The sequence below is a fragment of the Pseudomonas sp. DF5 genome (assembly GCF_058148225.1).
The window spans coordinates 79,370-91,543 of sequence record NZ_JBYVYM010000012.1 but is presented as its reverse complement, the minus strand read 5'-3'; the positions used below and the strand labels follow the sequence as shown (position 1 = coordinate 91,543).

The window sequence follows — 12,174 nt, the reverse complement described above, 5'->3', positions numbered from 1 at the left end:
CCGGGCTATTGACCCAGGTTGCCTGGTTCGGTCTTGTCGAGTTTGACCTCGAAACCGTATTGCACGGTGGTAAGGTTGGTTCGCTGATAAGTTTCCAGACGTGTGGGCTGGCCGTAGAAGTAATGTACTTCGAATAATCCCGAGCCTTGTGCGCTCGTGTCGTGACTGACCGAAAGAATCTCCTTCAGATAGTTGCCACTGTCGTCCTTGGTGAAAAAGCGCCAGTCCTGGGCAGGGAACGACTTCAGATCAACCACCAACGCATTCCCTTTGAGCTCCAGGCCTTTGGGCATTTGGCGGGCGTCGTAGATTTGTTTATCGATAGTCGCCAGGAACAACGGCATGGAACCCACCACGTAGGCCGGAGTTTCTGCAAACAGATTCAGATCGTAGGTGATGCTGCCTCGTAACGGGTCGACTTGATACGCTTGCGGTGGCAGTTCGATCGGCCCATCGCGACGGCCATTGCTGTCTTGGGTAAAGAACGTCACGGGACTTTCGCCGGGGTTGAAAGAGGTGCCGAGCAACTCGTCATTGAAGCTTCTGGGGTGATCGAATTCGATGCGTGCGGCGCTCGGGTCATCGACCGATTGGCTGATGCTGATGCTTTTTTTCAGTTGGTCCGCGTCCAGCGTCGCCCCCTTGAGCCAGGTCGCAGCCTGATCGTCGTATACCACCACAGGCAAGGCCAGTGGCTGGATGGTTTTCTCTGTAGTGTGCGGGTCGAAGCGGCGTACCGGCAGGTCCAGGTTCTTGCGGGTCACCGTGACCGCCGAGAAGTCCAGCAGGCTGACTTCAAGCGTATCGATCGGACCGTTGAAGTACACCTTGGTGTAGTGCCGGGTGTGTTGCTTTTCAAATGCACGCTGAGCGTCGTCGAGCTGTTTTTCGAACGCCTCGCTCCAGGCCTTCTGCTGTTGCATTTGTGCCAATTGTTTTTGATAGAACGCAATTTGCTCAGCGGTTTCGTTGATGGCGCCCGAGCGCGAAAGGACTTGCCCTGTGGTGTCCCTGGCCTGAACGATCAGCGGGTTGAACGGTATATCGTGGACCTCGGGGGCCGGCGGTACGCTATTGCTGAATTCGATTTCGGCATGGTTTTTTTCAAGCTTCAGCAGAGTGACACTGAGGTTGTCGTTGGTGTGCGTCTGGCCGACGTCCTTTTTTGTCAGGTCGAAGCTGTAGAGTCGACGCGGGGCGATGACCTCCACCTTGCCTTGCAGGCTCACCGGTTGTGGCAGTTTCTTCTTGTCCACATTCAGGCCTTCGATGAAGGGGTAGGTCACCGTCAAATCATCGGGGTTGGTCAGGGTCGCGCTCGACGGGCTCAGCTGAATGCCGGGATCGGTTTCCGACCATTCCGGCTGAAACGCGATGACGCGTTTGTTGCTGAGGGTCACCGATTGCCATTGCAGGTCATAGGGGAACAGGAATGCGCCAGGAGTGTTGAAGTGGAGGGGGAATACCGGTTGCAGATCGGTCAGGTAATCCGAGCCGGATTCCTTGTGCAGCACGAACAGCCCGTTGATATAGGTGTCGACTAACGCCTGGGGTGTGGGGTAGTGCTTGAATGCGGCGAGGACATCTTCGCCGTACTCGGTGACCACCGGCTTACTGTCGAGCTTGAGTTGCGCGCGCTCGAGCAGCAGCAGTGAACCGCCGAGTTCGGTCACGACGTCCTTGAGTTTCGGATCCTTGATCGCCTCCAGAGACTTTTCGAACTGCGCGGTCTTTTCTTCGAGGCTGACCTGGCGTTTTTCATCGCTGGGTGAACAACCACCGAGTAACAATGCGAGGCAAAGTCCGGCGCTCGATAAAGGCAATCGCGCATCCATTTCCAGTCGTCCTGTCCGATGTCGCTGATCTGTCGTTGATCTGGACACTAGCAGAAAAACTTTGTCACACACGCGCAGGTTGCGGATTTTCCGGCGGTTTCTGGGTGTAACAGGCGACTGTTATACTCGCCGCCATTTCAAGCCCCTCGTGTGAGATTCAATGGAACGCTTTATCGAAAATGCAATGTACGCCTCCCGCTGGTTACTGGCGCCGATCTATTTCGGTTTGTCGCTGGGCTTGCTGGCGTTGGCACTGAAATTCTTCCAGGAAGTCTTCCACGTCATTCCTAATGTGTTCTCGATGGTCGAGTCGGAGCTTATTCTGGTGCTGCTGTCGTTGATCGACATGGCGCTGGTGGGTGGCTTGCTGGTGATGGTGATGATCTCCGGTTACGAGAACTTCGTTTCCCAACTGGATATCGACGACAACAAGGAAAAGCTCAACTGGTTGGGGACCATGGATTCGTCTTCGTTGAAGATGAAGGTCGCGGCTTCCATCGTGGCTATTTCGTCGATCCACCTGCTGCGAATTTTCATGGACGCCAAGAACGTCGATCCCGAGCATTTGCAGTGGTACGTGATCATCCACATGACCTTCGTGGTGTCGGCGTTTGCCATGGGTTACCTGGACAAGCTGACCAAGCACTGATCCGCCCTTGCTTGCTTCACCGCACCGCCCGTCTGTTGCGAAATAGACGGGCGGTGTCGTTTGTGGCTTGTACTTTGGCGCGTCGAGGCATATCCCTGTAAGAACCCTGGCTCTCCACTGCGTGAGGTGCGCTCATGAACCTGCAAGAGTTGAATGCGTATGCCATCGCCGGAAAGATCGATGAGTTGAACCTGATCTCGATGGAAGGCGTGTTCTACGTACTGGAGGCTCGGATCAGTGGCAGGGCGTATCCGTTGCGCGATGCTCGCGGCGAGGTATTGCATTTGCGCTCGGTCGAGCATGCACGTGAAGTGCTTCACGCCTTTCCCAAATTGTCGTTCAACGTTGTGCATACCTCGGTTCAAGACGAAATGTGCGGTGCTAGCACTGAGGAAAGCCTGAAAGTGCCGATCACCTTCCGTTCTGTGTGAGAGCCGACACCGTTCATCAACGTGGCGGCATCTGTGCTAGTCTGCTCGCCCTTTTGATTCCGGGCGCTCCGGGATGCGCTGTGCACGCACGGCAAGTTCCAGGGCCGTCCGCACAGCGGAGCAGTGTCATGTCCGAAGTAAATCTGTCCACCGACGAAACCCGCGTCAGCTACGGCATTGGCCGTCAGTTGGGCGACCAGCTGCGTGACAATCCGCCACCGGGCGTGAGCCTGGATGCAATCCTGGCGGGTCTGACCGACGCGTTTGCCGGCAAGCCAAGCCGTGTGGGTCAGGAAGAAATGTCCACCAGCTTCAAGGTGATCCGCGAGATCATGCAGGCCGAAGCGGCTGCCAAGGCTGAAGCTGCTGCTGGCGAAGGTCTGGCTTTCCTGGCTGAAAACGCCAAGCGTGAAGGCATCACTACTCTGGCTTCGGGCCTGCAATTTGAAGTGCTGACTCAAGGTGAAGGCGCCAAGCCAACCCGTGAAGATCAAGTGCGCACTCACTACCACGGCACTCTGATCGACGGCACTGTGTTCGACAGCTCCTACGAGCGCGGCCAGCCTGCAGAATTCCCGGTAGGCGGCGTTATCGCTGGCTGGACCGAAGCCCTGCAACTGATGAACGCGGGCAGCAAATGGCGTCTGTACGTGCCGAGCGAACTGGCTTACGGCGCTCAAGGCGTTGGCAGCATTCCGCCGCACAGCGTACTGGTATTCGACGTCGAACTGCTCGACGTTCTGTAAGACCTGAGTGTCGGAACGGGCTCGCTCATGTGGGGGCGGGCTTGTTCGCGAAGGCGGTGTGTCATTCAGCGATGATGTTGAATGTTATGGCCTCTTCGCGAGCAAGCCCGCTCCCATGGGGCTCGCTCCGACATGTTGCATTTTCATAGTTCGATCTTGTGATGCAGCTCATTCGTCGGGCGCAACGCCCGGGCATAGCAGAACAGAAACAGATTGCGTACCAGTTCCTTGAGCACCACCGGCTCGCTGGAACTCAGGCCGTTGACGTCCAGGTCACCCTGATCCTGCAGCTCGTTCAAGGCTTCCTCTTCAAGCACCGCACAGACTTCTCCGGTTTCCCGGTGCAGGATTCTGAGGTAGGGGTGTGGGCGGTCCAGCCAGGCATCGATCAAATAGATCATGGGTTTCATCTCCATTGATGGGGTTCAATGAGAATAATTCCTATTCATTAAATAGCAAGGGCCTATTGGCAGTTTGCGTTTTTTTCCGGGTAAAGATTGCGTAAGGTCAAAGCGGCTGGCACTTGGCAAGTGCGAGAAAGTGCCGGGTGAGGCAGGGAAGGGCAAAGCACCATCCCACGCAGGGCGCAGGATGGAATACAGCGGGCTCAGACTTTTCTGACGAACTCTGATTTGAGCTTCATCGGGCCGATGCCATCGATTTTGCAGTCGATGTCGTGGTCGCCATCGCACAGGCGGATGTTCTTGACCTTGGTGCCGACCTTGACCACCAGGGAAGTGCCTTTGACCTTGAGATCCTTGATCACGGTGATGGTATCGCCGTCTTGCAGGATGTTGCCGACCGAATCCTTTTTCACGGTATCGTCGGACGCTACTTCGGCTTCGCCGTTGGCGGACCACTCATGGGCGCACTCCGGGCAGATCAGCTGTGCGCCGTCTTCGTAGGTGTATTCGGAATTGCATTTCGGGCAGGGTGGCAACGTGCTCACTAAAGCTCCTTGGATCCAGGATGGCTAAAAAGAAAGCGCACATTATATAGGGATTTATCGCAGGAGGGAGCGAACAGCAAAAGATCGCAGCCTTCGGCAGCTCCTTGGTGTACCCATGTGGAGCTGCCGAAGGCTGCGATCTTTTGATTTTGCTGTGAATATCAGTGCGTGCGAGCGACCGCAAACTCACTCAATTCCACCAGCGCATCGCGGTATTCGCTGGCGGGCAGGGCTTCGAGGCAATTGATCGCACGGGCCACATAGTCGCGGGCCAGTTGCGCGGTGTAATCCAGCGAGCCCGAAGCTTCGACAGCTTCGCGAATGCTTTCCAGATCTTCGATGCCACCTTTCTGGATCGCCTGACGAACCAGTGCGGCCTGCTCTGGGGTGCCTTCGCGCATGGTGTAGATCAGCGGCAGCGTCGGCTTGCCCTCGGCCAGGTCGTCACCAACGTTCTTGCCCAGGGTCTCGGCGTCGCCACGGTAGTCCAGCAGGTCGTCGACCAATTGGAAGGCCACGCCAAGGTGGTCGCCGAAGGTACGCAGCGCTTCGCATTGTTCATGCGAGGCGCCGGCCAGGGCTGCGGCACTGTGGGTCGAAGCCTCGAAGAGCATCGCGGTTTTGCCGCGGATCACTTCCATGTAGGTTTCTTCGGTGGTGCTGGCATCGCGGACCTTCGACAGCTGCAGCACTTCGCCTTCAGCGATGATGCGCGTGGCTTGCGACAGGATCTTCATCACTGGCATGGAGCCCAGTTCGACCATCATTTCGAAAGAGCGTGAATACAGGAAGTCGCCCACCAGCACGCTCGGCGCGTTGCCCCACATGGCGTTGGCGGTCGAGCGGCCTCGGCGCATGCCGGACATGTCGACGACGTCGTCGTGCAGCAGGGTGGCGGTGTGCAGGAACTCGATGGTCGCGGCCAGCAGGCGCAGGTCATCGCCTTCGCGGCCCAGTGCCTTGCCGCACAGCAGCACTAGCAAGGGACGCAGGCGTTTACCGCCAGCCGAGGTAATGTAGTCGCCGATTTTCGACACCAGCGGCACTCGGGAAGTCAGCTGCTTCTTGATGATGCCGTCGACGGCGTTAAAATCGTCCGCCACCGCGCGGTAGAAAGCTTGGGGTTGCATCAGCGACAGTTGCTCCAGAAGGGTTGCGCGGCATGCTAGGACCCACGTCCGGGCCTGTCAAGGCGCGATGGGCGGCCACTTGCAACGCCAGAGCAGCTTGCGTACAATCGCGCACCCTGAACTTCCTGGGCAGCACCTGCCTTACGCAATTGCAAGCGGGCCTTCCAGCCCCATGCAGCCATGCCAGCCAATACCTCTTCTTATAAAGAGCTGGGTGAGCAGGATTATCGGAGAAATACCATGTCTTATGCAGTAATCGTTACTGGTGGCAAGCAGTACAAAGTCGCTCCAGGTGAATACCTGAAGATCGAAAAACTGGAAATCGCTACCGGCGAATCCGTAACTTTTGATCGCGTTCTGTTGGTTGCCAATGGCGACGACGTGAATATCGGCGCTCCAGTTGTTCCTGGCGCTACCGTTGTGGCTGAAGTGATCTCCCAAGGTCGTCACGATAAAGTCCGCATCATCAAGTTCCGTCGCCGTAAGCACCACATGAAGCGTATGGGCCACCGCCAGTGGTACACCGAGATCAAAATCACCGGTATTCAGGCTTAATCAGCCTAATTCCTCACTAGGAGAATTGAACTCATGGCACACAAAAAAGCTGGTGGTAGTACCCGTAACGGTCGCGACTCAGAAGCCAAACGCCTTGGCGTGAAGATGTATGGCGGCCAGGTTATCAAGGCCGGTAACATCATCGTGCGTCAGCGCGGCACTCAATTCCACGCTGGCTACGGCGTTGGCATGGGTAAAGATCACACCCTCTTCGCGAAAATCGAAGGCGTGATCAAGTTTGAAGTAAAAGGCGCCTTCGGTCGTCGTTACGTGAGCGTCGTCGCAGCTTAATTGCGCGATCGCTGGAAAAGCCCTGTCTTGCGACGGGGCTTTTTCGTTTGTGGGGTGAGTCTCTTGCAAAGCTGTTTGTGATGGGCTCCAGCGCTGTATTGGCGGTCGTTGCTTGAGGTCGCTGCGCTCATTTTTGCAAGAGTCTTATGTCTTGGTTGTTTTTCGGCTCGTCCGTATGGCGAGAGGCGTTTTGTTATGAAGTTTGTTGATGAAGTATCGATTCGAGTAAAGGCCGGCGACGGTGGCAACGGTTGCATGAGTTTCCGTCGAGAAAAATTCATTGAAAACGGCGGCCCGAACGGCGGTGATGGTGGTGATGGCGGTTCCATCTACATGATGGCCGACGAAAACCTGAATACCCTGGTCGACTACCGTTACACCCGCCACTTCGATGCCGAACGTGGTTCCAACGGTGGCAGCACCGACTGCACCGGCAAAAAAGGTGAGGATCTGATTCTGCGGGTGCCGGTCGGTACCACTGTGATCGACTCTGCAACCCAGGAAGTCATCGGTGACCTGACCAAGGCCGGTCAGAAGCTGATGGTGGTTCAGGGCGGCTGGCACGGTCTGGGTAACACTCGTTTCAAATCCAGTACCAACCGTGCGCCGCGCCAGACTACGCCGGGCAAGCCGGGTGAGCAGCGCGACCTGAAACTGGAAATGAAGGTGCTGGCGGACGTCGGTCTGCTCGGTTTGCCGAACGCTGGCAAAAGTACCTTCATTCGCTCGGTGTCGGCTGCCAAGCCGAAAGTCGCCGACTACCCGTTCACCACGTTGGTGCCGAACCTGGGTGTGGTCAGTGTCGATCGCTGGAAGAGCTTCGTGGTTGCGGATATTCCGGGCCTGATCGAAGGTGCTTCCGACGGCGCAGGCCTGGGGATTCGCTTCCTCAAGCACTTGTCGCGTACGCGTCTGCTGCTGCACCTCGTCGACATGGCGCCGCTGGATGACACCAGTGCGCCGGATGCCGCTGAAGTGATCGTCAGCGAGCTGACCAAGTTCAGCCCGTCCCTGGCCGAGCGTGATCGCTGGCTGGTGCTGAACAAGTGCGACCAGATCCTTGAGGAAGAGCACGATGCTCGCGTCAAGGAGATCGTTGATCGTCTGGAGTGGACCGGTCCGGTCTATGTGATCTCGGCGATCGCCAAGCAAGGCACCGAGCGTCTGTGTCACGACATCATGCGTTACCTGGAAGATCGCGCCGATCGCCTGGCTAACGACCCGGCCTACAAGGAAGAGCTGGCCGAACTCGATCAGCGCATCGAGGACGAAGCTCGCGCCCAGTTGCAGGCGCTGGACGATCAGCGTGCCCTGCGTCGCAGTGGCGTGAAGTCGGTCCATGACATCGGTGACGACGATTGGGACGAAGAAGATGTGGATGATGAAGACGGTCCGGAAATCATTTACGTGCGTGACTGATTCGTTGCGATAAACTTAAGCGCCGCTCACTGGAGCGGCGTTTTAGTATCTGGAAATCGACTGTTGGTCACGAAGAACCACGAATAACGTCACGGGCAGTGCCAGGTCGCGCTGCCCTCAAGCTAAGGTTGAAGATGATGCGGAGCAAGGTGACAGGTGCGCAGCGTTGGGTCGTGAAGATCGGCAGCGCTTTGCTGACGGCGGACGGCAAGGGCCTGGATCGCGCAGCAATGGGTGTCTGGGTCGAGCAGATGGTTGCCCTGCATGAGGCGGGCGTTGAGCTGGTGCTGGTGTCCTCCGGGGCGGTGGCAGCGGGCATGAGCCGTCTGGGCTGGACCTCACGACCCAGTGCGATGCACGAGTTGCAGGCGGCTGCCGCCATCGGTCAGATGGGGTTGGTGCAGGCCTGGGAGTCGAGCTTCGCCGAACATGGTCGGCATACCGCACAGATTCTCCTGACTCACGACGATTTGTCCGACCGCAAGCGCTACCTGAATGCTCGTAGCACCCTGCGTGCGCTGGTCGAGTTGAAAGTGATCCCGGTGATCAACGAAAACGACACCGTGGTCACTGACGAAATCCGTTTCGGCGACAACGACACATTGGCGGCGCTGGTGGCGAATCTGGTCGAAGCCGATTTGCTGGTGATCCTCACTGATCGCGATGGCATGTTCGATGCTGATCCACGCAACAATCCCGACGCCAAGCTGATTTATGAGGCGCGGGCCGACGATCCGGCGCTCGATGCGGTAGCCGGTGGCACTGGCGGTGCGTTGGGGCGTGGCGGCATGCAGACCAAGCTGCGCGCTGCGCGTCTGGCGGCGCGCTCCGGTGCGCACACCATCATCGTTGGTGGGCGTATTGAGCGAGTGCTGGATCGCCTCAAGGCTGGCGAGCGCATCGGCACTTTGCTGTCGCCTGAGCGCGGCATGCTGGCGGCCCGCAAACAGTGGCTGGCCGGGCATCTGCAGACTCGCGGCACGCTGGTGCTGGATGCGGGTGCGGTGACCGCTCTGTCTCAGGGCAACAAAAGTTTGCTGCCGGTAGGTGTAAAGCTGGTCCAGGGCAGCTTCCGTCGCGGCGAAATGGTGGTCTGTGTGGCGCCGGACGGTCGTGAAATCGCCCGTGGCCTGGCTAACTACAGTGCGCTGGAAGCACAAAAAATCATCGGTCAGTCGTCTGAGGCGATTATCGGTCTGTTGGGTTACATGGCGGAGCCGGAGCTGGTTCACCGCGATAACCTGATTCTGGTCTGAAGGAATACCTGAATGCGTGTGGCAAAAGGATTATTGGGCTTGTTGTTGGCGATGCCGTTGCTGGCCTCGGCCGAGGAAATTGGCCAGGTGTCGACGGTGTTCAAATTCGTCGGCCCGAACGACCGTATTGTTGTCGAGGCGTTTGATGATCCGAAAGTGGAGGGTGTGACCTGTTACCTGTCGCGTGCCAAGACGGGTGGCGTGAAAGGTGGTCTGGGATTGGCCGAGGATCGCGCTGAGGCGTCTATTGCATGTCGCCAGGTCGGGCCGATCAACTTCAAGGGTGAGCTCAAGGATGGCGAGGAGGTATTCAAGGAGCGCACCTCGCTGGTATTCAAGACTATGCAGGTGGTGCGATTCCTCGACAAGAAGCGCAATACCCTGGTGTATCTGGTCTACAGCGATCGTTTGATCGAGGGTAGTCCGCAGAATGCGGTGACGGCGATTCCGATTCTGCCGTGGACGCACGCTCAGTAAGATAGCGAAGGTCCAAGTGTGGGGGCGAGCCTGCTTGCTCCCACATTTTTTTGCATTGTATTTAATAAATCGCAGGCAATAAAAAACCGACCCTGAGGTCGGTTTTTTAACGAGCGCGTCGCTTAGGCAGCAGCGGCAACGTTCAGGGCCTTGACGTGGCCATTCAGACGGCTCTTATGGCGAGCAGCTTTGTTCTTGTGGATGATGCCTTTATCGGCCATACGGTCGATAACTGGCACGGCCAGAACGTAAGCAGCTTGAGCTTTAGCAGCGTCTTTTGCGTCGATGGCTTTAACTACATTCTTGATGTAGGTACGAACCATGGAACGCAGGCTGGCGTTGTGGCTGCGACGCTTCTCAGCCTGTTTTGCACGTTTTTTGGCGGAAGGTGTGTTGGCCACCGTCGAGCTCCTCGAAAGACTTTTTAGGAAATAGCAAACAAAATAGGCCGCGAATCATGCCGATGAGTTGATGTCTTGTCAAGGGCGGAAGAGACGTTCCGCTAAGTGGCCGGTTCCGGCCCCATGAAAACTACTGCGCTCGGCAATACAGCGTTGAAAGCAGACTCGAAATGCTCATTGACTAAAGTCAACTCCGCTTTCTCGCCTGCTTTCGCCTTGTCTTGCCTTCGCTCGCTACGTTTTCAAGGGGACGGTGCGCTGGATATTTCTTTCCGGCGCGCGACCTGTAAACTCGCGAGCTTTGGCTCTGTGCTGTTGCGGCGCGGAGTATCGCATAAGTGGGCGCGTTGTTCGCCTGCTGTTTATCGACAGGCACAAACTCTTTCAATGAATCTGCTCAAATCGTTGGCCGCTGTCAGCTCTATCACGATGCTTTCCCGGGTGTTGGGGTTTGTTCGTGACACTCTAATCGCCCGTGCATTTGGTGCCGGAATGGCGACCGACGCCTTCTTTATCGCCTTCAAGCTGCCCAATCTGCTGCGGCGGATCTTCGCCGAAGGGGCGTTTTCCCAGGCCTTTGTGCCGATTCTTGCCGAATACAAAAGCCAGAAGGGCGAGGAGGCGACGCGGACCTTCATTGCCTACGTCTCAGGCCTGCTGACACTGGTACTGGCGCTGGTCACTGCGTTGGGCATGCTCGCCGCCCCCTGGGTTATCTGGGCCACGGCACCGGGTTTCGTCGATTCTCCGGAAAAATTCCAGCTGACGACCGATCTGCTGCGGGTCACTTTCCCTTATATATTGCTGATCTCCCTGTCATCGCTGGCCGGGGCGATCCTCAACACCTGGAACCGCTTCTCGGTGCCAGCCTTCGTGCCGACCCTGCTCAATGTCAGCATGATCATCTTTGCGGTATTCCTGACGCCGTATTTCGATCCGCCGGTCATGGCGCTGGGCTGGGCCGTTCTGGTGGGTGGGCTGGCGCAGCTGCTCTATCAACTGCCGCACCTGAAAAAAATCGGCATGCTGGTACTGCCGCGTTTGAACCTGCGCGATAGCGGTGTCTGGCGGGTCATGAAGCAGATGCTGCCCGCGATCATCGGCGTTTCGGTGAGTCAGATTTCGCTGATCATCAATACCATTTTTGCCTCGTTTCTGGTGGCCGGTTCCGTGTCCTGGATGTATTACGCCGACCGCCTGATGGAGTTGCCATCCGGCGTGCTGGGTGTGGCGCTGGGCACGATTTTGTTGCCGACCCTGGCCAAGACCTATGCCAGCCAGGATCGCCACGAATACTCGCGAATCCTCGATTGGGGGCTGCGCCTGTGCTTCATGCTGGTGTTGCCGTGCTCTCTGGCGCTGGGGATTCTGTCTGAACCACTGACGGCTTCGCTGTTCCAGTATGGCCAGTTCAGCGCTTTCGATGCGGCCATGACTCAACGCGCGTTGATCGCTTATTCCATCGGCTTGCTGGGGATTATCGTGATTAAAGTGCTGGCGCCGGGCTTCTATGCGCAACAAAACATCCGCACGCCGGTGAAAATCGCGATTTTCACCCTGGTCGTCACTCAGCTGTTCAACCTGGTGCTGATCGGTCCGCTGGCGCACGCCGGCCTGGCCCTGGCCATCAGCGCGGGTGCCTGCATCAACGCCGGTTTGCTGTTTTATCAACTGCGTAAGCAGCAGATGTATCAGCCGCAACCGGGCTGGGCGAAGTTCGGGCTCAAATTGCTGGTGGCGGTAGCGGTGATGTCTGCAGTGTTGCTGGGTGCGATGCACTTTATGCCGGCCTGGGGGCAGGGGCCTATGCTTGAGCGGCTGCTGCGTCTGGGTGCATTGGTGATCGCAGGCGTCGTGGCGTATTTCGGCATGTTGCTGTTGATGGGCTTCCGTTTGCGCGACTTCAATCGCAAGGCCTTGAGCTGAAGACGTTATCTCGATAATCATGGGCGAACCGGCAGTTTTGTCGGCTCGATTACTTTGGGTTACGGTGTTGCCTGTCGTCGGCCGCCGGGTGTGGTTATAATCGACCACT

The 12,174-nt window shown here is 57.4% G+C and carries 14 protein-coding genes; 9 read left to right on the top strand and 5 right to left on the bottom strand.

Translation table 11 applies throughout. The features are described 5' to 3' along the window. Positions 1 to 5 precede the first annotated feature (5 nt). Positions 6 to 1,835, bottom strand: coding sequence for a hypothetical protein (locus AC30D7_RS13410; RefSeq protein WP_490134376.1), 1,830 nt, complete (start codon positions 1,833 to 1,835; stop codon positions 6 to 8). Between the two features lie 160 nt (positions 1,836 to 1,995). Between AC30D7_RS13410 and AC30D7_RS13405 the strand changes: the two genes are divergently transcribed. The 3 genes from AC30D7_RS13405 to bamJ all read left to right on the top strand — a co-directional run bounded on the left by AC30D7_RS13405 (position 1,996) and on the right by bamJ (position 3,661). Then, positions 1,996 to 2,484, top strand: coding sequence for a TIGR00645 family protein (locus tag AC30D7_RS13405; protein ID WP_490134375.1), 489 nt, complete (start codon positions 1,996 to 1,998; stop codon positions 2,482 to 2,484). 134 nt (positions 2,485 to 2,618) lie between these two features. After that, a complete protein-coding gene (locus AC30D7_RS13400) occupies positions 2,619 to 2,915 on the top strand; it encodes a DUF6482 family protein (RefSeq protein ID WP_490134374.1) in 297 nt (98 codons plus the stop codon). A 128-nt stretch (positions 2,916 to 3,043) separates the two neighbouring features. Then, positions 3,044 to 3,661, top strand: coding sequence for a BamJ family beta-barrel-assembly machinery protein (bamJ, locus tag AC30D7_RS13395; protein WP_490134373.1), 618 nt, complete (start codon positions 3,044 to 3,046; stop codon positions 3,659 to 3,661). Positions 3,662 to 3,804: 143 nt separating this feature from the next. Here the strand turns inward: bamJ and AC30D7_RS13390 are convergent, their stop codons facing one another. From AC30D7_RS13390 to AC30D7_RS13380, 3 genes are all read right to left on the bottom strand, one after another. Beyond that, complete coding sequence (locus tag AC30D7_RS13390) at positions 3,805 to 4,062, bottom strand: PA4570 family protein (protein WP_490134372.1); 258 nt, start codon at positions 4,060 to 4,062, stop codon at positions 3,805 to 3,807. Between the two features lie 206 nt (positions 4,063 to 4,268). Continuing rightward, positions 4,269 to 4,610 (bottom strand): zinc ribbon domain-containing protein YjdM, encoded by a 342-nt coding sequence (locus AC30D7_RS13385; RefSeq protein ID WP_490134371.1) that lies wholly within the window; start codon positions 4,608 to 4,610, stop codon positions 4,269 to 4,271. A gap of 161 nt (positions 4,611 to 4,771) precedes the next feature. After that, entirely contained in the window at positions 4,772 to 5,740 is a 969-nt protein-coding gene (locus AC30D7_RS13380) for a polyprenyl synthetase family protein (protein WP_490134370.1), read from the bottom strand. A 240-nt stretch (positions 5,741 to 5,980) separates the two neighbouring features. Between AC30D7_RS13380 and rplU the strand changes: the two genes are divergently transcribed. The 5 genes from rplU to AC30D7_RS13355 all read left to right on the top strand — a co-directional run bounded on the left by rplU (position 5,981) and on the right by AC30D7_RS13355 (position 9,738). Beyond that, positions 5,981 to 6,295: a 50S ribosomal protein L21 gene (gene rplU, locus AC30D7_RS13375; RefSeq protein WP_007901869.1), complete on the top strand. Its 315-nt coding sequence runs from the start codon at positions 5,981 to 5,983 to the stop codon at positions 6,293 to 6,295. A 33-nt stretch (positions 6,296 to 6,328) separates the two neighbouring features. After that, positions 6,329 to 6,586: a 50S ribosomal protein L27 gene (rpmA, locus tag AC30D7_RS13370; protein WP_003228360.1), complete on the top strand. Its 258-nt coding sequence runs from the start codon at positions 6,329 to 6,331 to the stop codon at positions 6,584 to 6,586. Positions 6,587 to 6,781: 195 nt separating this feature from the next. Next, positions 6,782 to 8,005, top strand: a complete 1,224-nt coding sequence (gene cgtA, locus AC30D7_RS13365) for an Obg family GTPase CgtA (RefSeq protein ID WP_018925882.1) — start codon at positions 6,782 to 6,784, stop codon at positions 8,003 to 8,005. A 137-nt stretch (positions 8,006 to 8,142) separates the two neighbouring features. Next, positions 8,143 to 9,261: a glutamate 5-kinase gene (gene proB, locus AC30D7_RS13360; RefSeq protein WP_007938428.1), complete on the top strand. Its 1,119-nt coding sequence runs from the start codon at positions 8,143 to 8,145 to the stop codon at positions 9,259 to 9,261. A 12-nt stretch (positions 9,262 to 9,273) separates the two neighbouring features. Beyond that, positions 9,274 to 9,738 (top strand): CreA family protein, encoded by a 465-nt coding sequence (locus AC30D7_RS13355; RefSeq protein WP_007938427.1) that lies wholly within the window; start codon positions 9,274 to 9,276, stop codon positions 9,736 to 9,738. Between the two features lie 122 nt (positions 9,739 to 9,860). On the opposite strand, the gene rpsT is transcribed toward AC30D7_RS13355, so the two are convergent. Beyond that, on the bottom strand, positions 9,861 to 10,139 hold the full coding sequence (rpsT, locus tag AC30D7_RS13350; RefSeq protein WP_007901883.1) for a 30S ribosomal protein S20: 279 nt from the start codon (positions 10,137 to 10,139) through the stop codon (positions 9,861 to 9,863). A 387-nt stretch (positions 10,140 to 10,526) separates the two neighbouring features. Here rpsT and murJ point away from each other — a divergent pair, with 387 nt between their 5' ends. Beyond that, positions 10,527 to 12,065, top strand: a complete 1,539-nt coding sequence (gene murJ, locus AC30D7_RS13345) for a murein biosynthesis integral membrane protein MurJ (RefSeq protein WP_490134369.1) — start codon at positions 10,527 to 10,529, stop codon at positions 12,063 to 12,065. Positions 12,066 to 12,174: the final 109 nt, after the last annotated feature.

Coding starts and splice junctions, on each gene's coding strand:
- AC30D7_RS13410 (WP_490134376.1), bottom strand. CDS start 1,835: ATGGATGCGCGATTGCCTTTATCGAGCGCCGGACTTTGCCTCGCATTG.
- cgtA (WP_018925882.1), top strand. CDS start 6,782: ATGAAGTTTGTTGATGAAGTATCGATTCGAGTAAAGGCCGGCGACGGT.
- bamJ (WP_490134373.1), top strand. CDS start 3,044: ATGTCCGAAGTAAATCTGTCCACCGACGAAACCCGCGTCAGCTACGGC.
- AC30D7_RS13355 (WP_007938427.1), top strand. CDS start 9,274: ATGCGTGTGGCAAAAGGATTATTGGGCTTGTTGTTGGCGATGCCGTTG.
- AC30D7_RS13400 (WP_490134374.1), top strand. CDS start 2,619: ATGAACCTGCAAGAGTTGAATGCGTATGCCATCGCCGGAAAGATCGAT.
- proB (WP_007938428.1), top strand. CDS start 8,143: ATGCGGAGCAAGGTGACAGGTGCGCAGCGTTGGGTCGTGAAGATCGGC.
- rpmA (WP_003228360.1), top strand. CDS start 6,329: ATGGCACACAAAAAAGCTGGTGGTAGTACCCGTAACGGTCGCGACTCA.
- murJ (WP_490134369.1), top strand. CDS start 10,527: ATGAATCTGCTCAAATCGTTGGCCGCTGTCAGCTCTATCACGATGCTT.
- AC30D7_RS13380 (WP_490134370.1), bottom strand. CDS start 5,740: ATGCAACCCCAAGCTTTCTACCGCGCGGTGGCGGACGATTTTAACGCC.
- rplU (WP_007901869.1), top strand. CDS start 5,981: ATGTCTTATGCAGTAATCGTTACTGGTGGCAAGCAGTACAAAGTCGCT.
- AC30D7_RS13390 (WP_490134372.1), bottom strand. CDS start 4,062: ATGATCTATTTGATCGATGCCTGGCTGGACCGCCCACACCCCTACCTC.
- AC30D7_RS13405 (WP_490134375.1), top strand. CDS start 1,996: ATGGAACGCTTTATCGAAAATGCAATGTACGCCTCCCGCTGGTTACTG.